31 protein-coding genes and 5 pseudogenes are annotated in these 23,922 nt (G+C 34.3%); 6 read left to right on the top strand and 30 right to left on the bottom strand.

The genetic code is table 11. From position 1 onward, the window contains the following. From CEF19_RS20510 to CEF19_RS20470, 9 genes and pseudogenes are all read right to left on the bottom strand, one after another. The coding region (locus CEF19_RS20510; RefSeq protein WP_100408396.1) for a Fic family protein at positions 1 to 701 on the bottom strand (701 nt) is incomplete at its 3' end. 499 nt (positions 702 to 1,200) lie between these two features. Continuing rightward, positions 1,201 to 1,359 (bottom strand): hypothetical protein, encoded by a 159-nt coding sequence (locus CEF19_RS23335; protein ID WP_157800851.1) that lies wholly within the window; start codon positions 1,357 to 1,359, stop codon positions 1,201 to 1,203. Positions 1,360 to 1,738: 379 nt separating this feature from the next. Next, positions 1,739 to 1,921, bottom strand: a complete 183-nt coding sequence (locus CEF19_RS20500; RefSeq protein WP_100407771.1) for a hypothetical protein — start codon at positions 1,919 to 1,921, stop codon at positions 1,739 to 1,741. 93 nt (positions 1,922 to 2,014) lie between these two features. After that, positions 2,015 to 2,338: a hypothetical protein gene (locus tag CEF19_RS20495; protein ID WP_100407770.1), complete on the bottom strand. Its 324-nt coding sequence runs from the start codon at positions 2,336 to 2,338 to the stop codon at positions 2,015 to 2,017. Positions 2,339 to 2,441: 103 nt separating this feature from the next. Continuing rightward, positions 2,442 to 2,829, bottom strand: a pseudogene (locus CEF19_RS20490) (tautomerase family protein). Positions 2,830 to 3,053: 224 nt separating this feature from the next. Next, positions 3,054 to 3,236, bottom strand: coding sequence for a hypothetical protein (locus CEF19_RS20485; RefSeq protein ID WP_100407769.1), 183 nt, complete (start codon positions 3,234 to 3,236; stop codon positions 3,054 to 3,056). A 199-nt stretch (positions 3,237 to 3,435) separates the two neighbouring features. Beyond that, entirely contained in the window at positions 3,436 to 3,825 is a 390-nt protein-coding gene (locus CEF19_RS20480; protein ID WP_100407768.1) for a tautomerase family protein, read from the bottom strand. 585 nt (positions 3,826 to 4,410) lie between these two features. Beyond that, entirely contained in the window at positions 4,411 to 4,863 is a 453-nt protein-coding gene (locus CEF19_RS20475; RefSeq protein ID WP_100407767.1) for a GNAT family N-acetyltransferase, read from the bottom strand. 243 nt (positions 4,864 to 5,106) lie between these two features. Further along, entirely contained in the window at positions 5,107 to 5,625 is a 519-nt protein-coding gene (locus tag CEF19_RS20470) for a DJ-1/PfpI family protein (RefSeq protein WP_100407766.1), read from the bottom strand. 128 nt (positions 5,626 to 5,753) lie between these two features. On the opposite strand from CEF19_RS20470, the gene CEF19_RS20465 reads away from it, so the two are divergent. Further along, positions 5,754 to 6,143 carry a winged helix-turn-helix transcriptional regulator gene (locus tag CEF19_RS20465; RefSeq protein WP_100407765.1) on the top strand — a complete coding sequence of 130 codons (390 nt, stop codon included), beginning with the start codon at positions 5,754 to 5,756 and terminating at the stop codon, positions 6,141 to 6,143. 257 nt (positions 6,144 to 6,400) lie between these two features. On the opposite strand, the pseudogene CEF19_RS20460 reads toward CEF19_RS20465, so the two are convergent. Then, positions 6,401 to 6,628 (bottom strand): annotated as a pseudogene (locus CEF19_RS20460) (CGNR zinc finger domain-containing protein); the annotation flags it as partial. On the opposite strand from CEF19_RS20460, the pseudogene CEF19_RS20455 reads away from it, so the two are divergent. Next, positions 6,619 to 7,026: pseudogene (locus CEF19_RS20455) on the top strand (transposase); the annotation flags it as partial. The pseudogenes CEF19_RS20460 and CEF19_RS20455 overlap by 10 nt on opposite strands. A gap of 501 nt (positions 7,027 to 7,527) precedes the next feature. On the opposite strand, the gene CEF19_RS20450 reads toward CEF19_RS20455, so the two are convergent. Beyond that, the gene (locus CEF19_RS20450; RefSeq protein ID WP_100407764.1) at positions 7,528 to 8,322 is read right to left on the bottom strand and encodes a helix-turn-helix domain-containing protein; all 795 of its coding nucleotides are present in this window, start codon (positions 8,320 to 8,322) and stop codon (positions 7,528 to 7,530) included. Between the two features lie 347 nt (positions 8,323 to 8,669). On the opposite strand from CEF19_RS20450, the gene CEF19_RS20445 reads away from it, so the two are divergent. Continuing rightward, positions 8,670 to 9,092: a VOC family protein gene (locus tag CEF19_RS20445; protein WP_100408394.1), complete on the top strand. Its 423-nt coding sequence runs from the start codon at positions 8,670 to 8,672 to the stop codon at positions 9,090 to 9,092. A 412-nt stretch (positions 9,093 to 9,504) separates the two neighbouring features. On the opposite strand, the gene CEF19_RS20440 is transcribed toward CEF19_RS20445, so the two are convergent. Both CEF19_RS20440 and CEF19_RS20430 read right to left on the bottom strand, forming a co-directional pair. Continuing rightward, the gene (locus CEF19_RS20440; RefSeq protein ID WP_198510336.1) at positions 9,505 to 9,708 is read right to left on the bottom strand and encodes a hypothetical protein; all 204 of its coding nucleotides are present in this window, start codon (positions 9,706 to 9,708) and stop codon (positions 9,505 to 9,507) included. A 680-nt stretch (positions 9,709 to 10,388) separates the two neighbouring features. After that, a complete protein-coding gene (locus tag CEF19_RS20430) occupies positions 10,389 to 10,871 on the bottom strand; it encodes a hypothetical protein (protein ID WP_100407762.1) in 483 nt (160 codons plus the stop codon). Positions 10,872 to 11,110: 239 nt separating this feature from the next. On the opposite strand from CEF19_RS20430, the gene CEF19_RS24370 reads away from it, so the two are divergent. Further along, entirely contained in the window at positions 11,111 to 11,278 is a 168-nt protein-coding gene (locus CEF19_RS24370) for a diguanylate cyclase domain-containing protein (protein WP_157801031.1), read from the top strand. 256 nt (positions 11,279 to 11,534) lie between these two features. After that, positions 11,535 to 12,542 carry a DUF3231 family protein gene (locus tag CEF19_RS20425; protein WP_100407761.1) on the top strand — a complete coding sequence of 336 codons (1,008 nt, stop codon included), beginning with the start codon at positions 11,535 to 11,537 and terminating at the stop codon, positions 12,540 to 12,542. Positions 12,543 to 12,882: 340 nt separating this feature from the next. Here CEF19_RS20425 and CEF19_RS20420 read toward each other — a convergent pair whose 3' ends face one another. Continuing rightward, positions 12,883 to 13,671, bottom strand: coding sequence for an SDR family NAD(P)-dependent oxidoreductase (locus tag CEF19_RS20420; RefSeq protein WP_100407760.1), 789 nt, complete (start codon positions 13,669 to 13,671; stop codon positions 12,883 to 12,885). A 176-nt stretch (positions 13,672 to 13,847) separates the two neighbouring features. Between CEF19_RS20420 and CEF19_RS20415 the strand changes: the two genes are divergently transcribed. Next, positions 13,848 to 14,468: a TetR/AcrR family transcriptional regulator gene (locus tag CEF19_RS20415; protein ID WP_227522042.1), complete on the top strand. Its 621-nt coding sequence runs from the start codon at positions 13,848 to 13,850 to the stop codon at positions 14,466 to 14,468. 294 nt (positions 14,469 to 14,762) lie between these two features. On the opposite strand, the pseudogene CEF19_RS24365 reads toward CEF19_RS20415, so the two are convergent. From CEF19_RS24365 to CEF19_RS20335, 16 genes and pseudogenes are all read right to left on the bottom strand, one after another. Next, positions 14,763 to 14,882, bottom strand: a pseudogene (locus CEF19_RS24365) (YxiJ family protein); the annotation flags it as partial. A gap of 495 nt (positions 14,883 to 15,377) precedes the next feature. After that, the gene (locus CEF19_RS20405; RefSeq protein WP_100407758.1) at positions 15,378 to 15,659 is read right to left on the bottom strand and encodes a type II toxin-antitoxin system RelE/ParE family toxin; all 282 of its coding nucleotides are present in this window, start codon (positions 15,657 to 15,659) and stop codon (positions 15,378 to 15,380) included. Beyond that, positions 15,659 to 15,928, bottom strand: coding sequence for a hypothetical protein (locus CEF19_RS20400; RefSeq protein WP_100407757.1), 270 nt, complete (start codon positions 15,926 to 15,928; stop codon positions 15,659 to 15,661). Before CEF19_RS20400 ends, CEF19_RS20405 begins: the two co-directional genes overlap by 1 nt. 107 nt (positions 15,929 to 16,035) lie before the next feature. Further along, positions 16,036 to 16,431: a DUF3888 domain-containing protein gene (locus CEF19_RS20395; protein WP_227522041.1), complete on the bottom strand. Its 396-nt coding sequence runs from the start codon at positions 16,429 to 16,431 to the stop codon at positions 16,036 to 16,038. Positions 16,432 to 16,708: 277 nt separating this feature from the next. After that, on the bottom strand, positions 16,709 to 17,056 hold the full coding sequence (locus CEF19_RS20390; protein WP_100407756.1) for a hypothetical protein: 348 nt from the start codon (positions 17,054 to 17,056) through the stop codon (positions 16,709 to 16,711). 460 nt (positions 17,057 to 17,516) lie between these two features. After that, positions 17,517 to 18,083, bottom strand: coding sequence for a DUF4256 domain-containing protein (locus tag CEF19_RS20385; protein ID WP_100407755.1), 567 nt, complete (start codon positions 18,081 to 18,083; stop codon positions 17,517 to 17,519). A 104-nt stretch (positions 18,084 to 18,187) separates the two neighbouring features. Beyond that, positions 18,188 to 18,895 carry a DNA alkylation repair protein gene (locus CEF19_RS20380; protein ID WP_100407754.1) on the bottom strand — a complete coding sequence of 236 codons (708 nt, stop codon included), beginning with the start codon at positions 18,893 to 18,895 and terminating at the stop codon, positions 18,188 to 18,190. 121 nt (positions 18,896 to 19,016) lie between these two features. Then, on the bottom strand, positions 19,017 to 19,952 hold the full coding sequence (locus CEF19_RS20375; protein ID WP_100407753.1) for a glycerophosphodiester phosphodiesterase family protein: 936 nt from the start codon (positions 19,950 to 19,952) through the stop codon (positions 19,017 to 19,019). 138 nt (positions 19,953 to 20,090) lie between these two features. Next, positions 20,091 to 20,312 carry a helix-turn-helix domain-containing protein gene (locus tag CEF19_RS20370; protein ID WP_100407752.1) on the bottom strand — a complete coding sequence of 74 codons (222 nt, stop codon included), beginning with the start codon at positions 20,310 to 20,312 and terminating at the stop codon, positions 20,091 to 20,093. A gap of 10 nt (positions 20,313 to 20,322) precedes the next feature. Then, entirely contained in the window at positions 20,323 to 20,799 is a 477-nt protein-coding gene (locus tag CEF19_RS20365; RefSeq protein ID WP_100407751.1) for a DUF2975 domain-containing protein, read from the bottom strand. A gap of 245 nt (positions 20,800 to 21,044) precedes the next feature. Beyond that, entirely contained in the window at positions 21,045 to 21,431 is a 387-nt protein-coding gene (locus CEF19_RS20360) for a VOC family protein (RefSeq protein WP_100407750.1), read from the bottom strand. 45 nt (positions 21,432 to 21,476) lie between these two features. Continuing rightward, the gene (locus CEF19_RS20355) at positions 21,477 to 21,935 is read right to left on the bottom strand and encodes a DUF3052 domain-containing protein (protein WP_100407749.1); all 459 of its coding nucleotides are present in this window, start codon (positions 21,933 to 21,935) and stop codon (positions 21,477 to 21,479) included. Between the two features lie 13 nt (positions 21,936 to 21,948). Further along, entirely contained in the window at positions 21,949 to 22,314 is a 366-nt protein-coding gene (locus CEF19_RS20350) for a hypothetical protein (RefSeq protein ID WP_100407748.1), read from the bottom strand. Continuing rightward, positions 22,298 to 22,633 (bottom strand): annotated as a pseudogene (locus CEF19_RS20345) (ArsR/SmtB family transcription factor). Before CEF19_RS20345 ends, CEF19_RS20350 begins: the two are co-directional and overlap by 17 nt. Beyond that, on the bottom strand, positions 22,634 to 23,053 hold the full coding sequence (locus CEF19_RS20340) for an SRPBCC family protein (protein WP_100407747.1): 420 nt from the start codon (positions 23,051 to 23,053) through the stop codon (positions 22,634 to 22,636). Between the two features lie 345 nt (positions 23,054 to 23,398). Beyond that, positions 23,399 to 23,875 carry an SRPBCC family protein gene (locus CEF19_RS20335; protein WP_100407746.1) on the bottom strand — a complete coding sequence of 159 codons (477 nt, stop codon included), beginning with the start codon at positions 23,873 to 23,875 and terminating at the stop codon, positions 23,399 to 23,401. Between the last annotated feature and the right edge of the window lie 47 nt (positions 23,876 to 23,922).

Below are 23,922 nucleotides of genomic sequence, written 5' to 3'. Positions count from 1 at the left end.
CAGCCAGTGATTAATTCAATAAAAGGGCTGTAGATTTGTTTTACACTTGCCAACTCAAGCGTTTCATAATATTTTAAACGTTGTTCATGTTCAGCTTTGACAATAGCAGGGGAATAACCATTTTCCATTAGTATTAAATTCATTAAGAGTCTGGCCGTTCTGCCATTTCCATCTGAAAACGGATGAATATAAACAAATTTAAAATGAAAAAGTGCTGCCAGTTCCACAGGGTGTAAGTCACCCTTATTATCCTCATACCATGATAGTAAATTAGACATTTCCTGAGGTACCTGAAGAAAATTCGGTGGCTCATGCACACTACCAGAGATTCTAACGTTTATATTGTGATAATTACCTGCATTTTCATTATCTATATTTTTTAATACCAAATAGTGAAGATTTTTCAGCGTTCTTTCATCGAGTTTTTTATCTTTTAAGACATGCTCTTCAATATAATCAATTGCTTCCGAATGATTAATTACTTCAAAATGTTCCTTTAAACGCTTTCCACCTATTGTAAGTCCATCTTCTAAGACAACTTTAGTTTCAATCAATGATAATGTATTACCTTCGATAGCATTGGAATTATATGTCCACTCAACACGAAGAACCTCATTTAAATTTTTAACTGCAGCAGAAGGAAGAGGTCTGAGTTGGTCGAGTTCATTTTTTAGTTCGGTAACTTCCGTAAAATCATTCATAGAAACACCTCAACACTTATTTTAAACAGCAAACTGAATATAAAATAAGTGTATAATACTTTGAAGGAAAAGACTAATTTTATACAGTAAAGCTGATAAAAGTTATAAATATATATTGTACTATTTAATTCTTCGTTAAACTGTTATTTAACGCGAAATGGTTGATTGTTTCCTCTCTTAAAATATTAATTTTAATGATCCGCTTCATTTTTATTTGAACAAGTTTGAATTTCCTTATTTGGATTAAAGTTATCGGATGAAGAGAAGAAAACACATTACGCTAATCAAGAATTGTTTTGTACAGTGGGGACTTTTATATGAGTATCTTTGTACCAATTCTCCGCACTAAAATGATGTGGTCCATCACACTCCACCACAACTTTACAAAATTATCCATATACAACGAAATCTAAAGTATAATGTTTATTCTCACCCTTTACATATACCTGCTCAGCAAAGAATAGACTGTTACTCAATAAAGCTTCCCTCATTATTATCTCTAATTCGGTTGCCACATTCTGCATGTCTTTAATCCTCCAGCAAATTTAGAATGGCTTGTGTAACTGCCCGGTCCATCAATAAGCAAAAGAACAACCTCAGCTTCTTGAAGTAATGCACCCGTTACTTGAAGAAGATTTTCTGTTGTTAACCTACTCACAAATATCTTATAAACTATTACTTTTTACTTTGGTTCCAAATCTCCTAATTAAGAAAGCAATTATCGTAATAGCTCCACCTACAAACATTAATACCCAAAGAATAGACCACCAAAGTGTATCCGTTATGCTATAATGTCGAAATGTACCAATAGTAATCAAACAACCTAAACAAATTATGAAACCGAGCCATTCTATTACTTTCATTTTTATTTGCAATAAAAACCCTCCTTAAATACCTTTTAACTCTCTATTTATTAATTTCTATAATAACTCATTAGCTTATTAAATTATCCTGCATCGTTAGCGGAACAAGGCAAGCGATGCCTTGTTTCGCTAACGAAGCACCTGTTTGTTTAAGTACCTCTTTTCACACAGTATTTATTTTTTGCTTTTTAATACTCCTAAAACTTCAAAAATCCCCATTGCAATACTTACATTAAGCATTCCAAACAATGTCCCAATAAGCATCAATCCATCATATTCACCAATAAAATTCATTACAAAGAAGATAAGACAAAATGCAAAAAATATCAGTCCGAATATAAATAAAAATCTATCCAAATCAATCCCCCAGTAAAAGACAATTTTGAAATACCTGCCTAGTGTTCCGCAATTCAACACAAAGAGCTATTACCTTTTGAGCAATCGCACCCGTTACTTCAATATCTCCATTTTTGAATTAGTCCTTTTTTGTTTAATTTGATTACTATAAAACCAAAAACAAAGAACAATGGTTATAACTCCTGAAAAACCAAAAATATAAAGGATTTCCCAACCAACTGGACTGCCGAATAGGACCCATATTTGGTATGGGATAAAGGCAATTAAGAACATAAGAACAATACCTAACGGAAGCATTAGTGTATTTTGTTTTATTTCTTTTGACAATGACTTGTCTTTTTTCATTTCCAAAAATGCAATACCTCTAATTATTAGTAATAAAAAAGTAATACCTAATATTAGCAATATCCAATTCATATTTCTCAACCCCTTAATATTAAATTGTATTAACCTGCTCCTTAAAGGATTGCTCCCGTTACTTGAATAATCTAAAAAGGCAGTCGAAACGACCGCCTATTTCTCATACATTTACTTTATAATTCAGTGCTAACTCATCACCTGGTAAACCTCTTATCCCCCAATTATGCTTTGGTGTTTCAAAAATTGTAATTTCGACATCTTGAGGGGATATACTCAATTCACTATTTATATGTTCGAATAATAGCTTTAGTAATTGTTTTTTAGCTTCTACTGTTCGACCTTCGAACATACTAACCTCGATTACGGTATATGCTTCGGTTCTTCCACTTGCATAAAAAAAATCATCTTTGTCCATAGGGAAAAAACGATGAAATTTCTTATCCGAAGGAAATTCAAGTGCTTCCATCATACACGAATGAATAACATTTGATAGTGTTTCCTTAATTGGATTTACTGTCTTTTACCCCATAAATTTTAATCTGTCCCATTCTCATCTCACCTTTCTATTCTCAACTAACTAAACTCGGCTAACAATAAACACTATTCTATAAAGAGATTAGAAATTCCTTTTTCAACTATTCTGCTCCGTTAGTCGAACAACATTTTTACACTGAATCAAATATAACATTTTTTCCCTTTTATTTGATTCGAAAATAAAAAAAACAGCATTCCCGCTGTTATTGCAGAAATGCACCCGTTTGTTGAAGAAGCATTACTCTTTCTTATCTTGAAATGCTTTGATTTCATCTAATTTATTATCAATTTTGTTTAATTTCTCATTGGTATTATTAAAATTATGAGCAATTCTTGATATTCCGTAAATCACTAATACGAATAGAATAAGATTAAAAATCGCATTTAAAGCATCCATAACTTCACAAATCCCTTCTTCCATTTAATATTTTATCAAATATCGATTACTTCTTATACTCTTCTGCACCGATAGATGAATAACACCTAATACTTTATTTTATCTTAGCATTAATTTCCTTTTATTTAGGAGAGAAAAGAGAAAACGTTCCTGCTTTTATTACAGAAACGCACCCGTTACTTGAATAAGCTAAAAAGGCGGTCACTAATTGACCACCTTTTACTCATACATTAACTTTATAATTCAGTGCTAACTCATCCCCAGGTAATCCTCTTATTCCCCAGTTATGTTTTGGTGTTTCAAAAATGGTAATCTCAACATCTTGAGGGGATATACTCAATTCACTATTTATACGTTCGAATAATAGCTTTAGTATTTGTTTTTTAGCTTCAACCGTTCGACCTTCAAACATACTAACTTCTATTACGGTATATGCTTCGGTTCTCCCACTCGCAAAATAAAAATCTTCTTTGTCCATAGGGAAAAAGCGATGAAATTTTTTATCCGAAGGAAATTCAAGTGCTTCCACCATACACGAATGAATAACATTCGATAATGTTTCCTTAATTGGATTTAACCTTTCCTTAACCCCATAAATTTTAATTTGTCCCATTCTCATCTCACCTTTCTCTTCTCAACTAAACTAACTCTGCTAACAATAAACAGTATTCTATAAATAGGTTAGAATTCCTTCTTAAAGAATTCTGCCCGTTACTTTAAGTACAATCTTTCACAAACTCATTTGCACTTTAACATAAATATCCATTTTATTCGTCATATTTTTTGTTGCAATCTGGCCATAAAATGAAAAAGACGCTTCTTTATTAGAAATGCGCCTGGTGTTGAATATCCTTTTCTATTGAATATTATCCTTGTACTACGTAACAAATGGATCTGTCGTTTTTAGTCTTTCTTCTTCATTAGTATCCTCCGTTAGAGTTGGATAAAGCCGATTAGCTTTCATAACCTTGTTACAACATATTAAAAGAAAAGGAAAGTTTTTTATCCGCTAAATAGAACTCCTGAATATACATTATTTTTTTGACTATTCTAATTATGACGTTTCCGAAAGGAGAAAATATAAATGAAGATAGATGATAAATGGAATATTGTTGAAGTGAAATTAAAATGTATTCGATTGCTTAATTTTTTGGTATATGGGTTGAATATCAGGTTATTGCTTAAATTATATTTTGTATTACTTGTTAATTGATAACACATATAATTCCTCTTCATCAATATAATCTCCAGTATTTATAAAATCTAATTTTTCGTATAAATGCTTTCCTTTTATATTCTCTGAATCTGTTGATAAATAAATACTATTACAATCCTCGAATTTTTTCATTTCCTCAATTACGAGTTGCATTGCTTCCGTTCCATATCCATTCCCTTGAAATTTATAGTCAATCATAATCCGACAAAGCTCATAATAACCCTGTTTTTTAGCATAACCGTACATTGTAAACCCAATAATCTTACCTTCTTTTTCAATTGCTTTTGTTGTCCATATTTTTTCAAACTGCGCTTGTACCAACGACAGTGCATTAGATGCAATAAATTCTTCACAAATTGCAGGCACTCCTTTACACGTTGATAAGAAAATTACCTCCAACCAATTCTCTTCACTAATATCTATTAGTCTAATCATTAATGCACCATCCTATATTCTTATGGATTCTAACGTCAAGTACGCAGATTGATTACTCTTTTTGAAGTTTTCTGTCTCTTTACTTCAATAAAAAGTGCATACCTTTTCTTTAAGTAATGCTCCCGATAGTTACCACCACAGCACATTAATAGAAGATTCGTATTCTTAATGTTGAAATGCTAAAAAAAAGTTAGAAAAAACCTTCAAAAATAAGTTTCGAAGGTTTTAGTTAGATTTAACAAATTAACTTAATGCACTAACCAAGCTTTCTCCAAAATCTTTAGCTCCGTCTGGACCATTGCTTGTAATGATATCTTTATGAGCAACGACGTTTTGTACCACATATTCAACGTCATTCTCCTTCAATTCATTGATCATCACATCAACTGGGTAGCAAGTTGCTTTTCGTCCAGATAACAAGCCTGTCTTTACTACAGCAACAGAGCCTGCGCAAATTCCTGTTACAAGAACTTTTTGGTCATACGCCGCTTTCAAGAAATTCATTAATTCTTGATTACCCCATAAATAATCGATCGTACCCGATCCCCCTATTACACCAACAATATCATACTCGTTAGGTGAAACCGAAGAGAAGATAACCTCTATATTAACCTTTCCTTCATTGTCTCCTTTTACTTCCCCAACTTTTGTACTTGCAACAGTAACCTTAACCCCTGCATTTTCTAACACTTCTTTTGGGTGGAATAATTCATCTTCATTAAATCGATCTGGTGGTATAATTAGTAAAACGCTTTTATTCATTTTATAATTTCCTCCTCTGTTTTTTTAACACTAAAGTAATTGTAACGTGTACTTTAATTACTTGTGAAGAAGGCACTTTAATGTGCGAGGGTTACCAAATAGTTACTATTAAGAAGGGGCTAATGTTTATGGCTGATAAATTAAGAGATGAAATCAAAGAAAAAATATTAAATGGTGATTATCATTGTGAAAAAGAACTTACATTATCATTAATCAGTGGCAAATGGAAGGTAGTGATTTTATGGCATTTAGGTGTAGAAGGGACACATCGTTTTAGTGATTTACAAAAACTTTTCTCTAAGATATCTCATAAGGTATTAACGAATCAACTGCGTGAACTTGAAGAAGATGGAATTATACATAGAGAGGTTTATCCCGAAGTTCCACCAAAGGTTGAATACTCTATGACTGAATTAGGAATGACTCTTTTGCCAATTGTTGAAATGATGTATGAGTGGGGGAAAAAACGAATAGAAGAACTAAAGAAAGAAGAAAAGACATATCGTACCTTCAAATAGTTAGTAAATTGAACGACCTACCATCTAAAAGGTCCTTTAAGGATTAACCTTAAAGGACAAGCAGACTAGTAAGGGTTATTATTATCAGTAAAACGATAAATTTTTTATAAACAGTACATTTTTTTTAAAACGCTCAGACTTTCTTTCATTCTAATTTCAATACTTACTCACCTAAATGGGTGGAACATCTTCTCAATTATAAAGATTAGTTATATTGTATACCAAAAACCCAACTCTTGAAACAAGTCGCTTCTTTATCAATCATCCGATTTATGTTCTTGAAAACGTGCTACTTTTTTTCTATTTCCGCATATTTTCATTGAACACCATTTACGTCTTCCGCCTCCATCAATAAAGAAAAGTACACAATCGGGATTAGAGCATCGTTTGAGGGAAGATAGCTTTTCTGTCTCCATTAAAGTTAATACGTCAAATGCAATCAACGATAAAAGGGCTTCCTCTATTTCCCCAACAGGAATCGGTATCTGGTATCGGAGAAAAAATCGCTGCAACGATTATATCCGAGATTGGGGAAATTGATCGATTTGATCATCCCAAGAAGCTAGTCGCTTTCGCGGGAGTGGATCCGAGCGTTTTTGAGTCTGGTAAATTCACGGCTACAAAGAATCGAATTACCAAGCGTGGCTCCAGTAGGCTTCGGCATGCATTATATATGGCAGTACGTTGTGCCATTCGAGACTGTCGTAAAAAGAAAACGAGTGATGAGATCATCCCTCGTAATAAGAAATTACGTAAATTCTACGATAAGAAACGTGACGAAGGAAAGCCTTTCAAAGTGGCTGTCATTGCTTGTGTAAATAAGCTCTTACATTGGATTTATGCCCCGTTAAGAAGCAACACATTATGCCAAGATGTAGTTTAATCACTATGTCTATCTAAATAGTCCAAAACCTTCCAAGTGTTGAGAAATGGTAGGTTATTTAGTGTACTCACTTTTAGTATAGCATGTGTTTTTTCAATTTTTTATTGAAAAATATTGACAAACTATTAGCTGGTTTAATTTAAGTACAATCTTTCACAAACTCATTTGTACTTTAACATAAATATCCATTTTATTCGTCATATTTTTTGTTGCAATCTGGCCCTGAAATGAAAAAGACGCATTCTTTATTAAAGAAATGCGCCTGCTTGTTGAATATCCTTTTCTATTGAATATTATCGTTGTACTGCGCAGCTTATGACTTAGTTATTAATATTGTTCTTCCTCAAAATAATCGTCCTTTTATGGAATAGCATCGTGCTCAATTTTGACAAGAATATTTGGAACTAAGGAAATTACCTTGTTTTAATGGATGTAGATAGCAATCTTTTTAAAGGGGTATACTCCACTGTTTGTTATTGTACACCTACCCTTTTGGATTTTTTACCGATTGCTATGTTTTTGAATTTTTTGAAGAAAATTATTCATTAACAATGGCAAGGAGATAAGGATTGGTGGATCGTCGAGACGTGGAGTATGGAGAATTACTTCTTGATGTGGGATGGAGGAAAACGATTCTACGATGATTGGCTTTTTCGATCGCGTCCGTAAAGTTTTTTGAGGAAGTAGAAAGTCCATGGCCTGCATTTCCCAAGAGACAGAGGTAGCCATTAAGTAATAAAGGCCTGGTTTGACATCTATTATGTGAAAGTCTCCCAACGATGAAACGAGCGTTCCATGGATCGGGAGCCCTTCAGGTATTGGTTTAGCAAATAAACCAATTAGAACCAAGCCCTCAAAAGGAACGGTCGCTCTAACGGTTCCTTTTATGATTGCTTGTTTACCTATCGAAATATGGGAATCAGACCAGTCGCTAAGCTTTTGTAAAGAACGAAAATGATTCTCCGCTCTCTGCACAGAATTCCGAAAATCGGAAGGCGTCATGCCTACCCGCTCAGTAAATCGTGTCGTAAATGTTCCTAAACTTTTTTGACCAATTTCCAATCCAATATCCCTTACTCTCAAATTCGTGTGCAGTAACAAATCCTTTGCCTTTTGAAGACGTAAAGCTGAAATATAATATACCGGAGAGATACCCATTTTTTCTTTAAAAATGCGAGTAAAATGGTACGGGCTATAGGCAGCATAACGAGCCAACTCGGAAAGTGACAACGGTTCGTATATATGCTGATGAATATATCCAATCACTTCACCTATTTCTGGATAACTTTCATTCATTATTCCTTTCCCCTCCCTCCAAACATTTTTATTTCATTGACTTCTTTTTATAATTAATTCTTCCCTTATCAACCAGATTCCTCCTTCTGTTATCCTTTTATTAGACTAAGCAAATCTCATAGGTAGATAATGAAGGCAGACTACCTTAGAATCATAACATCCGAACTTCTTTTGGCTACCTACTACATTTCGGAATTTTGTACGCCAATCAGTTTGATTTGTTACTCTTAAAGCTCATAAAAAAGCATCGTTTGCTGTTTGTTGTTCAAGATAGCAATCGAAAAGAAATCAAAGAATTATTCATTTGTTACAATTGATAAGAATAATAATTAAGGAGTTGACTAATGATGACAGTAAGAATTACCCCTTATTTAAATATGGAAGGGAACGCAAGGGAAGCTATTCAGTTTTATGAACAAGCAATCGGTGCTAAAGTCCTCACAATTATTACTTACGGAGAGATGCCGGAAATGCCTAATACTTTCATCGATGATCTGAAGAATCTTGTGGCACACGCAAAGTTACGAGTGGGTGAAACGGAGCTTATGTTTTCCGATGCTCCAGGTGGTTCGACTATTGAAAAGGGTAAACAGGTGACAATTTGCATTACAACGAACGACGTGGAAAAATCAAAACGAATTTTCGAAGCCTTGCAGCAAGACGGTCAAATCAATATGCCGTTTGGAGAAACCCCTTTTAGCCCAGCTTTTGGTGATGTGACAGACAAATTCGGCGTTACCTTTCAAATTTTTACTGAAAGTCAAAACTAAAATATAAAATGGAGTGCTTGCCTTCAAGCCTGTACTCCATTTTACTGTTACTGTTAATACTCGGATTGTCCAGCCCTTATAACTAGCCCCTTCCCTTACTCCTTTAGATGATCCGATTGTGGAAATCAATCACCTATAAGTAAAACTCTTTACTCTAAATCCTTTCTTTCACACAGGAAGTTATTTGTTGTGCGATATGAGTCAAATATAAAAAGACGATCGCTCTGACGGTAATCGTCTCTTAGATAGGTGATTTTTCAACAGTATGGTTGTACTGCGATGCAATAGTCCTGGTGTTTTTCGTCGCTGAATCAAGATTAACGCCCTAATAAACTTAAAAGACGCGTTATGAAATAAACGCGCCCGATTGCTGAATAATCATATGTAATCTTTTATAGAATCAAAAGACCAGTTAAGATAAGTCTAAATTTCTAAAATAATCCAACTCACTATCAATAAAGCCATTATCAAAGTCAGCTACTCCGATGAGTTCTGATTCACTAAAGCATAAACCAAAGAGCCAAAGTTGTCTTAAAGCAACAAATATAGGTACTGCTTTTAAATCACTTTCGCTAATATTCCTTATTTTTCTATAACCATTTAAAATGATTCCCAAAGTTTTTCAACTTCATCTTTATTACCCCCACTATGAATTTCCCTAGCTAATCTGAACTCTGCAATATCATAGGCTCTCCATCCGTCCCCACAAATATAACTTATCGAGCGGCACCCGTTATTTGAATAATTGATTAGTCAATAAGTAATACCTATAAACTAAATAATACGGGATTAAATTTGAAAAGAAAGTTTTTATTATATTCCACCCATTACCTTACCATACTTTACAATTCCGGTTAATACTGCACAATATTCAAAGAGAGTAGTCAAAAGTGAAAAAACTAAAATCCAAAAAATACAGTTACCTTCTGACCTCTTTATTAAATAAATCATTAATACACTGGAATCGGGATAAGTCCAAAGTTAAAGGGCATTGTTGTAAGGTATTGATTTTTTCTAAGTTTAGGCTTCAAAATCCAATACTTATTGAAATCACCCCACAAACAAACAAGCGTTGATATTGTCCATACAAAAGGACTTATTCTTAATACAAGATTCCTATCTCTTTTAATTAACCATAATCCTAAAATCCAAGGGACCACAATACCACTTGATATATTAAACCACATAAACATCACCTATAATAAATGATTTGTAGATGTACTTATAAATATTCTTGTTAAAGAAGCTCTCCATTAGTGGAACTAGTAAAAAAGGCTGCCGAAGCAGCCACTAATGTTAAACTCTCACGCCCGTTTTTTGATACCATACCTTCTCAAACAAAGACTGTACTCCATACAATAGATAGGTTTTGTAATGTATGTATATAAAGAATTGAAAATAGTTTAACCGGTTTAAACGAACGATTTGAATTTTTTTAAGAAAAGGAATAAATAGAAACGCAAAGAGTCCATTATCAAAAGCATTAAGTAACACAAACTTTTTAAAGTTTCCATACGAAAATTTAAGTATCCACATAGAAAGAGGCATGTAGGGGCCAATATCAAAAGGAAGTTCATCCCTTAAAAATGATTTTGGCTTATCATAAAAATTCCACCAATTACGTTGGTGTCCATATATATGATTTATAATTTCAAAAATACCTATAATAACACTCGTTAAAGAATATCTTTTGATTTTACGCTTACCTATAAATAATAACAATAACCATGGAATAACTATCATAATTATATTAAATAATACGTGCCTTCTTGATGCCATAAATGTTTCCACCTTTTCTTCAATAACTCCATTTTTTATTAGAGTATCCAGAGAAGAAAAAAAATCCACATATTTAAGCACTTACAGACACATGCAACACCTTAACATAACAATTCCTTTTGAACTGCCAGTTACTTTAAGTACTTTTTTTACAAAGTTCGGCTAAAAAATGAAGACCTGCTGCATAGTATAAATTTAATGTGCAACATACATTTACAGGAAAGGTAAATAATATAGATATGAAAAAACCAATTTTAACTATTAGTATTGGCTTTTGTAGTAACACTAGCAATAAAAGCTTATCAATAAATAACATAATTCAGTTAGCAGATGAGTTTTTATATAAAGCTAAAAACATGGTAAGAGACCAAGTTGTTATTTACAATATTTACAATGATTATGTTTAAATGACATACATCACAAAATATAAACTCATTTTCATTTATTACATGAATGCTGGCTCGTTTATAGAAGTAGCTTACTTTAATTTTAAACAGATAAAGTTCCATCTACCCACTTTATGTATTTTTTATAGAAATTTAGTTAAACCTATTTTGTTCCTCTCTAATTCTACATAATTCTACACTAATACAAATAGAAAGAATAAATAGTTTAGCCATGAGCATACTTAAAATAGAAAAAAATCAAAAAAAGGAGATTTTTATGGATACAAAACATACTGTTGGTTTATCATCAACAGAAATTGCAGGATTATGGACTACCTATATCAACGATAGTTTATCTATCTGTCTCGCAAAGCATTTCTTACACCATTCGAATAACGAAGATGTTAAACCCTTAATTAAACTAACCTTAGATTTATCAAAAACACATACCGAGGAAATAAAGAGCATTTTTGAAAAAGAGAACATCCCTATTCCCAGGGGATTTTCCGATGAAGATTTGTATCTTTCAGCACCACCTTTGTTTTTTGATTTATTTCCTGTGAGTTACACATACGGAATGAGTCGTATGGGTTTGATGAACTATGGTATGCAATTATCTAACGTTGCCCGTGAAGATATACGAACTTTCTTTTCTAAGTGTTTGACCTCTACATTGGATCTTTATAATACATCAGTAAATCTTATGCTTTCAAAAGGGATATACGATCGCCCATCTATGATCCCATATCCCGATAAAGTTGAATTTGTTAAAGAAAAGGAAACTTTTTTATCCAAATGGCTCGAAAAGAAACGCCCACTAAATGTTCTTGAAATATCTGAAATGTTTTTTAATATCGAAAGGAACTATTTTGGTCTAGTCTTACTCACTGGTTTTATTCAAGTGGTGAAAGATGAACAAATCCGAAAATTTTTAACAAAAGGAAAAGAGTTAGCTCTGAGACAAATTGAGTTCCTAAACCATACCTTAATCAATGAAGATCTGCTTGGCACTATAATGATTAACGCTGAGGTGTCAACTTCTACTTCTTCTCCTTTTTCAGAAAAGCTAATCATGAACCTTGTAACTATGCTCAATACCCAAGGAATAACCTATATTGGTCATGCATTAGGTACATCAACTCGAGTAGATCTCACTACTGAATATTCAAAACTAATTCCTGAAATCTTGCAGTACGGGAAGGATGGTACAGACATTTTAATAGAACGGGGATGGATGGAAGAACCACCACACGCTCCGAATAGGAAGGAGTTGGCGGGAAATTAGGTTTTTAGACATAACAAACGAAGGTCTGCTGAAATTGAGCAGACTTTCGTTTTTCGAATGAGGGCTAAAATTCTCCATTAATTAGAATCACTATGATTGACACATCTTGTTAACTCCTTCTCATTCACAATGACTCAAAAAAGTGAAAACATATTATTGCACAGTAATGGTCAAATACGAAAGACGATTACTATGAAAGCAATCGTCTCTTTAGAAGGTTATTCAATGACTAGTATCCTTGTACTGTACTACTACGCCTTAAAGATTGACGACCTTCATATTCCACATTCCTCCCCTAGTCTTCATCAATTCACTTCTATCTAATGTTACCCGTATTCTTCTACTTACTTGTTGGGCGTAACAAACCGCTGACTGACTGTAGCATTACTTTTTTTGGAACAAAGCGATTTATTTGAGAAACCAGATAGTTCATACGCCCTACAACCACATAAGATCGACGAGTCCCAAGTGAATGAAGTGCAACATCTACGACATGCTTAGGACTAGCTTTCTTTCCGACTACTGCATCATTAGTACCTACACTATCAAAGAAGCCTGTTTCTGTTGACCCTGGACATAAAGTAAGGAATTGAACACCCCGATTGCGATTTTCCTCCCATAACGCCTGTGTAAACGAGAGTACAAAAGCCTTGGTTGCTCCATATACAGCCATATAAGGGTCTGGTTGGAATGCTGCTGTGGAAGCCACATTAATAACTGCACCGTTACGACTCTTCAGCATCTCAGGTAAGAATAAATGAGTAAGCTCTACGAGAGACATAACGTTCAGCATAATTTGATCATGATTTCTTTCTAAAGACTGGTTCTCGAATAGTCCATGTGTAGCGAAGCCAGCATTATTTATTAATATATCAACATTGCGGCCTCGATTCATAATTTCTTGGTAAAGTTCTATAGGATCACCTGCTTGGGACAGATCAGATACAATTACCTCCGTTTGTATTGCATATTTTTCCATTAGTTTCCGAGCAAGATCATTAAGCTTTGATTCCGAGCGAGCTGTTAAAATCAAGTGACTCCCTTTAGCAGCCAATTCGTGGGCAAATACTTCACCAATACCTGATGAAGCACCTGTAATCAGAGCCCATTTGTCAATAACTTGTTTCATTCCATCAACCCTTTCAGATGTTTATCAAAATACAGAAACACCGTTTCCGATAAGTACCATTGTATCCTAAATGGAAACTAATGTCTACGAATTTGACTAGCTAAGATTGAATACAGTATAGTACAGATGTGGAAACACCGTTTCTTTTTAATCCGAATGATATGAGGGTGACACACATGAACTTCAAAACCTATCCAGAAACAAAGCTACAGCATACTGAAAATCTAAAACAGACTATTGTGGAGGCTGCAGCAATGCTCTTACAGGAACGTGGGCCCGAGGCAGTCACTATTCGCAGAGTCGCAGAGAAAATGGAATGTTCGACAAAAATTATATATAATTTATTCAACAAAAAGGATGGTTTAATTAAACTTCTATATCTAGAAGGCTGTAAACTATTATCCAAATCCTTCAAATCAGTAATAAGAGAGGAAAATATGGAAGCCTATCTTCGTGCTCTATGTGAAGCCTATTGGGATTTTAGCTATAACGATGCGAGCTATTATCAATTGATGTTCGGTGGAGCTTTTAGTGAGTTTAAACCAGAGGAAGAAAGTATATATGCTACAACTACAGCATTACAGCAATTCACTCAGGCGATTACAGAGGCGATTGAAGCAGGTTTAATTGTGGAGAAAGACCCCCAAGAAGTTGTCTGCGTTATATGGGCATCTTTACACGGGGTGATTCACCTATATCTTGGAGGGCACATCAAAAGCTTAGAAACAGCAAAAGCCTTATACGATAAATCGGTAACACAATTAATTCGAACCTACATGCAGAGTTCTACTTGGTAATCATATATGCAAAAACAGCCAATCCTTATGGATCGGCTGTTTTTGTGTTAAGCCTAGGGGGATAGTGTATTTACTTAAACAATATACGCACCCTTTAGCTTCACAAAGTCGTTAAAAAGTGAAGACTCTCGCTGCACAGTATGTGTCTACTACGTAACAAAAGACTTACTCCACAATCTGTCCCATTAAATGAAAAATTAGCACCATCCTTATTCAAGAATAGCGCCTGATTGTTGAAGATCGTATTTTATTCTTATTGAAGATAAGCACACGTTAATGCAATAAGCTAAGTTCTTAATCAACTACTTGTAATAATAACTTTCTTGTTTCCTCAAACATTTTATATTCATCATTAAAGTCCTTATACTTACTAACTGAATCTTCAAAAAACTTATATTGCTTGAATAACTCAAAGAATGATTTCTGCTAAAACATAAACATCTAGTAACTCCCAATGCATTTTCTTTTGGTTCTTTTTAACTTCAATTTTTAATTTTGATTCAGATGATACAATCACACGTTCAATTTTGTGATGTTCAATTAGTTCTGGAGGAGAAATAGTATCAGCACAGTAGAATTAAATAACCCATCCCAACAGTACGAACCTCGTGCCACTTCCAGTTTCTTTTCATCAATAGTTATAATTGGTGAAGGTGGATTAGAATTAAATAACCCAGCAACAACATATATCCCAAAGCCTAACCCAAATAATATTATTAACGTAATTTAAGACTTTTTTATACAATTCCCCCTTATTGTATCTTAACGCCCTCCTTTCACTAAATGCACCCTATCGTTTAAGTGCATACTTTCACAAAACACACCTTTTAAACAATAAAAATTGTATAAAAGAAAAGACCATATCTAACTTTAACAGTTAGTCATATGGTCTTTATATAAAATGTTTATTTAATTTTCACCTAGGAAAAGGACAGCCAAAATAACAACATCATTGTCAATCAATTTATAATAAACTCTAAACTTTTTAATAACTACCCTTGTAATCCCTTTGTATTTGCCGATTTCTTCTGTATACGTTTTTCTAATTATGCTATTCTTTAATAGATCTTCTGTTTCGATGATAAACTGAGAGATAAAGTCGAGAGTCTCTTCAGGGGTAAACCTTTCGCTTCTAAACTGAGTTAGTTTTTCCTTAACAGCAGGGGACCAAATAACATTTCGGTTATACATTAGATAAAGTCCTTTTTGGACAGAGAATTTAATAATTCTGAGGTAGACATACCATGTCCATTTTCATACTGCTCCTGACTTTCTTTTAACATACGTTTAAGTTCAGGATTTTCTTCAGCTTCAACCTGTATGGATTTTTCATCATCTTCTTCTTGTAAAACAAGTGTAAATTTTCCTTTACCAGGAATAGAAAACTGGATTACAGAGTTTTCACTATTCATATTCGAAATATATTTCATAAGCTCTTCTGAAGATTGAATTTTCCCCATACTAATAATCACCACCATTGATTTCCTTGTTCTTATGATATCATATCAAATCGTTCATGTAACGAATCAAAATTACATATTGTGGAAATGCACCCTTTAGTTGAAGTTCAAGAATATGTTTTTAGATGCTTATAGCTTATTAACTTTCCCCTTGTATCTACAACGATTTCATCTATTCCATAACTCATATGAGCATCATAGTAAGGGTGGGCTTTTAGAGTTATCTCATAACCTCCACCAACTCCATAAAGTTGCTTTATTTTGAGTATTTCTATGTCATACGAATCCCAAGTAAGACCTTCTGGTGCATCCATATCATCTTTATAAATTTCAGCAATTGCTTTATCTACTGGTTTTCCAAGAGTATTTATAAGTGCATATTTAAGCGTTTCACATAGTTCCGTATCAGCTTCATTTATTGTTTTTGCATTTACTGTTGTATTAGATATTACTAATATCATTCCAACCATAAGCATAACTGCGAATTTTTTTATAGTTTTCACCTCATTTTAGTTTCCCAAGAACTAAAATGATTTATTCAATTATTCTGCTTGATTACTTCAATAAACAAAAGGGAGCTACTTGTATAGCACCCTCTGTTGAATTCCAGCTACCCTTTAGCTTAATAACATTTCATTCAATATCTAAGGAGAAAGAATAACTTGCGGTCCCCTGTTCCCAATGAGCAAGAACCTCGAAAATTTTAATGCCCTCATGATTTGTAAGGTCTAACTCATTGTATGACCCTATAACATTTTTTTCAGTATCCCAATCTCTTATCTAGAATTGAGTTGGAAACATTTCAAATTCTAAAGTAACAATCGTGTTTGAATTTACTTTTACTGGTTCTTGTTTCTCAACAATACTTGTAGGAGCATCTGCATCAGCAGCGATTGAAGCACCAATTCCATTATCATCAATATAACTCCAAGTATAAGTTCCTAGTATCGCTTCGATTTTATATTCACCGACTGAAATTACTAAATTAGATGGTCTAAGTATTTGGGAAGTATTTTCATCTAGTTTATTGCTATCAGTATAGTTAGCCTCTTGATTATTATTTGAACATCCTACTACCGTAATAAATGTTAGTAGGATTAATAAATAAGAAGTAAGCCTCTTCTTCATTTTGTTCCCCCTTTTTTATGATAGACGACACTTTAACAAAAAAAAATTCAATTTTCCGATGCTTCTTCAAGTAACCTGCTCTTTAGTCTAATAATCTTTAATCAATAATTTAATTTTAACATTAATTTCCTTTCTACAGTCCATACAACAGAAAAAGCATTCCTCATTTTATTGAGAAATGCTCCCTATAGTTTAAATATATCTTTTCACAAACAATTAAAATCCTTGCTACAATTAAATAGTTGAGTTTTATTGAAATGTAGTAGCATTATTATCTAAATCTTTTGCGTTCAATAGATACAACCTTATCTTATTTTCAACTTCAATAGGATACTCATATCCTAACAGTTCGCCAATTGGTTATATACCGTATCAACCTATACAGATTGATAGAATGCACCTTTTATCATTAAAGCCTTCCCCAGGTGATCGTTCTCAAATTTAGCTGTCTGTGCAAAGTTTAAACCCTTAGTAAGCCACGGAAACCCCTGGCAGCATAGTAGGATTCTGCTCCATTATGATAAACAAAGACGGTGTCGTATCGGCGATCACAAAAGATGGCCCCGCCAAGTTTTCTAATATTAGCAGGTGTTTTCACCCAGCTCGATGTTTTCGTATCGAAATTTCCAAGTTTCTGCAGCTCACGGTATTGTTCTTCCGTTAAAAGTTCGATACCAAGGGCAGTTGCCATCTCAAGAGCGTTATTTTCTGGTTTGTGTTTTTTCCTTGACTCTAGCGCTTCCCGGTCGTAACAAACACTTCTGCGACCTTTAGGACTTTCCGCTGAACAATCATAAAAAATGAATTCATCTGTCTCTTTATCATGGACAACCACATCCGGTTCACCTCCAGTTACTTCCATTTCATTGAGCGGCCACAGTTTTTCAGGAGTAGCTTCGAGCTTAGCTTGTACTTCAGTCCATTCAATACCTCCATGTCGGTTCATGTTTTTCTCAAAACGGGCTTTCAAAGTTCTGAGTAATTCTTCACGTTGTTCTAGTGACAACTCCGTATTTCTCTTTGTCATATTCGTATCCTCCTAGTTTTTTATCATCAAACTGCCATTAGTTCAATACCTTCAACAAAAAGAATGTCAATCCTTCTTGGGTCACTCCGATGCGAAGCTCATTTTTAACATCTTACATATTTGCGTTTGAAACCAAGCCTCCCTCTATCAATTTCTTTTTGAATACTTTCGTAAGCGTTTAGGAAGCTGCTTTTTTTCTTTTCCCGTTTAACTTCTATTGTACCTACTTCCTTTGCTGACTCGACTGCCTTTTCATGTAGTGGCAAATATGATAACCCCACGGTATATAGAAAATTATTCATAGCAGATTTCGTTCGTTCTGGCGAATCATGAATCGTATTAATCACAATATCAAGCATATTGGAAATCTTGTTCTCGGAAAATTCATTATCTAGGCGATTCCCTAGAAGCCAGCAGTAGCAACTCCAGCCAGCTGACATTCTCAACTCTTCTCCGCTTGCGATCCATTTATCAGCAATATCTTGTGCAAAATCTGACTCTGATAACGTTACGGCCACCACATAATCGGACAGCATATAAAAATATGCCGTATCCATCCACCGGTCAAAATCCGATACAGTCATTGCTTTTGGATCTGCAATAATCCCTGCAAAGTACATTGCATCGTAGTTCCCTGTGGCATAAAGTACTTCAGCTAAGGGCTGATTTATTTTTATTTTCTTTGCGATTGGCTTCATAACACCTGTTGCCACGCCAAAAAGCGGCTCGTGTGCACCATTAGATATGTACATTTTTTTCGTTCGTTCCTTGCCCAAGGCTTCAAGCTCCCGCATAACTGTTTCGAAATCCATTGTTTTGTCCTTCCTTCCTTAACCAGTTTACATAATGTTTCAAGCATTCCGTATTTCTTAAATTTATCCTTAAACTTATTTAAGCATTTGCCCAATCGATGAACAAATACGATAATTACTCTCATATACCCCCAGTATAATGTTTTGGAAGGCGTTCTAAGTCTTGCCTTTTATCAAACCCTTCTGACCATCCACCATCGCCCGCAACGAGGATTACTCTTGTATTATCATCCTCCATTCTGTTTAGAAATTTGTTTGGAAAACCCCATAAATATGGAGCAATTTTTTCTGGAATATGCAATTGTGTGTTCTCGCACGCTGACGGTACATATCCTGTCGAACCAACTGCTATGTATGGTAGTAGACAACTTTTCATCGTATCCTTTGACATGACACGAAGTTCAGGTAGCTTGTCTTTCAAAGAAGCAATCGGCTTGTCCCCACCATAAACGGTAAGTTTTTTTAACCTACTATCTGGAAACTTGGTGAGGTAATCAGACAAATACTCCCCTTCATTCGGGTCATTACTTTTGATATGAATTAAAAAAGATTGTTCAGGAAAATGCGACAACACTTCCTCAAGTGTAGGCATAAGCCCTACCCCTTTGCCACGGAAAGGATAAGTTTCCCCATTATTAGCCGTATAGCCATAACCAATATCTAATTGTTTTAGTTCTTGCATCGTGTGTTCCCTCGTTATTCCTTCACCATCAGTTCTACACTCTAATCTCCAATCATGAAAAACAGCAAATTCTCCGTCTTTTGTGAGTTGAACATCAAACTCTACAATATCTGCCCCAGCCTCAAAAGCAGCTTCCATTGAAAGAATTGTGTTTTCTAAAAATGGATGATCAGGTTCGTAAATTCTCTCCGCTGTACATGTATCACCGGTAATTCCTTCCATATAGAAAGTCTGCGCCAATCCACGATGAGCCAGCAATAAGGGTTCTCTATTACTATCTTTTGTGAATAATGATGTGTTATTTAGATACATAAAACCTGCTAAAATAAATAAAAGTATAAAGATCTTTTTGATGTTTCTCTTTAACTTCTTCATACATTGCCTCCAAATGCTACCTTCAACTACTTGTTCAATAGTTTTAAGCATAGAAAGCTAACTTTTTTTATTTACCCTCTTATTTATTGCACTAAATTACCTTACTAGCACCGGTTAGTTGAAGGAAATTTTTTACTATTATTCTTGAGTGTTTTCATCATTTTTGTACTCTAAAATATCTCCAGGTTGACATTCTAATGCTTTACAAATTGCTTCTAAAGTTGAAAGTCTAATGGCTTTTGCCTTACCGTTTTTCAGAATAGAAAGATTAGCCATCGTTATTCCAACTCTATCTGAAAGTTCTGTCACGCTCATTTTCCTCTTCGCCAACATCACATCAATATTAATTATAATTGCCATTTCATTCACCTCAGACTGTTAAATCATTTTCTGATTTTATATTAATAGCTTTTTGTAAAAGTCTTTGGAGAACAGCGGCAAAGACTGCAATCACCATTGAACCAAAGACAGGGCCCCCTCCAACTATGACGAGACCTGGGGCATCATCTAGCTCTGCTAAGAGAAAAACAAATGGCCAGATGACCACATACACACCACCGATTATCATTGCACATAATTTGATCAACTTTAAAGATTTAACAGACAATTCGGAGAAAGCTTGGTTCTTGTCAATATAGCTCAAAAGTTTAAAGGCTTGGTACAATGCAACGAAAAACGGTATCACTGTTACATACATACCAATAACAATCGGATAAAGTATATGGGCAAACTCTGGATTTGCTGGATTTTTAACTAGCCAAATCAATCCAAATATACCCAAGGCAAGAACTGGAGTTCCAATAAAAAAAACAGCTAACTTTAAAAACAATGTTGAACCTCGTTTCATAAAAAAAGGCACCTCACTTAATATTTAATAAATTAATTTTAATAAATTTTTTATCGTTTATCAATAATTTATTAACGAATTTTATAAAATTATTATTGTTTGTTGAATATCCATTTAATCAAAAAAAGTATTTCCCATTACAAGAAATACTCTAAACATTAAGTTAGTTGTTTAATTTTTGATATTAAAGAACTTCACCAAACTTAAAACATACAATAAAATCATTAGGTACTAAGTCATACTATTTAGTCATTCTGCATTATCTGAATCAGGTTGCCACATGTATCGTTAAAGACAGCTATTGTGACTTCGCCCATTTCTGTCGGCTCCATATTGAACTTCACACCTTTTTCCATTAACCGTTTATACTCTTTGCGAATATCTGCAACGCCAAACATTGTTGCTGGGATGCCTTCAGCAAATATCTTCTTTTGGTACTCTTTGGCGGCTGGATGAGCATTTGGTTCAAGCAGAAGCTCGGTACCGTCTTGTTCATCGGGAGACACAAGGGTTATCCACCTATATTCCCCTGTGGGAACGTCATGTTTTTTTACAAATCCCAGCTTTTCTGAATAAAATTTTAGTGCCTTATCTTGATCTTCTACGAATATACTGGTCACAATGATTTTCAGGATGTTTTACCTCCATTGATATTTGCATCGGTGCTTCAAAATTATTTACTTTTCTATTCGCTGTTTTCCTTTTTCAGTTACCGCACTTTTTCTTATCATCTTCTTAATTTTATCAACTGGTTTGAAACGCAATGCGGACCAATCTTCATCAATAGCTACTTGACGGACTGGCTCAAAGCCCTCATCAGCTAGTAAAGTAGCTACTGTCTCACGACTACAATTGGATCCTTTATACGTCTTCGATGACTTCTTAGGATAACAAAGCCATAATAAGCCGTCTTCTTCCACCACCTCTGAGCCCTTCTTCGCATATGTTTGGATTTCTTCATTAGAAGTCCCGAATACTTGTACGAATGGATACGAATCTAACCCAAGCTCTTTATGTACTTCTGCTTCGAAGGCGTTTATAACTTCTCCGTATTCCTTAGGGGCATTTATTATCAATATGGGTTTACTCTGATCCTTTAACTGCAGCTTCTTAATTATAGCAATTTGCTCTGACAATACTTTTCCCTCCCTATTCTAACCATCCACTAGATTTATATTGATTAAACCCTTTTTCCGTTAACACTTGTAATTCTTCAAATAATCCCATATCGATTTTCTTGAAGTTAAAGCATGACTTTCCTTGCATCCGCTTTTTCAGAGGCTCTGAACTACCTTCAAGTAATTCTGGATAAGCATAAACAGGCATGAGATAGAAGCTTACATAGTTTTTCTTAATATGGACAGATCCAAAATACCCGTCACTGGACTCAGTGATGGGGTTATTTGGAGTGTTTAGGTCATATTCATCCTCCATATCCTTCTTCACAATTAAGCTATCCTCATATTTTTGGAGAATCTTTTTTAGTTGTATAAAAACACTATGAAATTCTGCCATTATCATCACCCTTTTCAACGACATGTTTAAGAATTGACAACTTGTTATTCCGAAATTGTTCGTAATAAGAAAACCATTGTTTTACTTCTGTTAACGGTCCTGGTTGTAACTGATAAATTATTTTCTCTACCTACTTTTTTTCCAATGCTAAATTTGCTTCTGAAAGTATATGAAGATGCTTTGCTATGGCTATACGACTAATGGGAAAATGAGATGTTATTTCTGTGATAGCTAATTCGTTGTTCGCTAGCAACCGAAGAACTTTTCTTCTAGTTGGATCAGCAATAGCTTGTAGTACATTATGCTTTGCTGCTGTCACTTAGCCTTCAACAACCTTACGAAGTCGTTCATTAATAATCTCCACCCAACCATTATCCATTCTTTCACGAATAACAAAACTTTTCTCATTCGCTTTTGGAAGGATTGTATCTTGAGATTTCCAGCCCCCATGAATAAGTGTAAACTCTGTTTTTTCACCCAAGTCTTTTAGGAGAAAAGACACCACCCATCCATCTGTATCCCATGAAAATGAAAGCTTGTACGGTTCACCCACTTCTAATACTTTGCATGGGGATGGACCAAATGGAGATTGTAGATTAAATTCATGTCCAACTTTAGGTTCAAAATCATTTGGCATAAACCATGATGCAATACCCTCAGAAGTTGATACCGTATCCCAAACTTTTTGAATAGGTGCTTCAAATATGACTGTTTGCTTAATATCTTGTAATGTTTCCATAGTAATTTCTCCTTTTTTTACGGAAAATAAATAAATTCATTTCGTTTTATTTCCGATACTATAACACCTTTTGGTTTTATGTTAATATTGAACTTCGGTATTAATCTGATTCTAGATTATTTCTTTCAATTCTTCAATGTTAACACCATAGATATAGTTTTTGTTGCAACTGGTTGTTGAGATGCCTGATCACGCACAACAATAACGATTGTGGAGTTATAGCTTTGAATAAGCTATACAATCTGCTTTCGTGAATTCCAAAATATAAATATACGACCACCTATGATTGATCGTATGACGGATTGTGCATTCGGCTAACATCTATGTAAGTTAATTAAAAAATGCTTAATCTTCACAAATACTTTTTTTATAGTATTTGCGTAATTCAAGTGCATTATCTTCCCATTCTATTGTACGACTATGGATTAATTGACCAAGGACATCCAAGCATCTATGCCATCCTGCAGCTATATATTTCGCCATTGCTCGATCATCAAACGTATGACTAAATGTCAAGGTGCACCCTTGAGCCGCTTCATGTATTCTTATCTCTAACAAATCATCAACTTCCCGAAAACAAAAGGAATATGGAGGATTTAATTCGGTAATAACCGCCTCATAAATTGACCCTTCACCATCGTTAAACTTTATCTGTCCACCAACAGTAAGGTCCATATCTCCAGTTGCAAATGGATACCACTGAGTGAAGTAATCAGGATCCGTTATAAAACGAAATACGTTTTCAGGAATAAATGGATATTTCCTTTCAAAAACCAAAACGTGTCTTCCTTCTTTTTCATGGAGACTGCCATAGTTACCCATGAATGTTACCTCCCTTTTTTCGAATGTATTACGGTTTCCTATACTTA

The sequence above is a fragment of the Bacillus solitudinis genome, from assembly GCF_002797395.1.
Classification (GTDB): domain Bacteria; phylum Bacillota; class Bacilli; order Bacillales; family Bacillaceae_D; genus Halalkalibacter_A; species Halalkalibacter_A solitudinis.
Note: the sequence above shows the minus strand (reverse complement) of the source record. Positions and strands in the feature narration are given on the sequence as shown.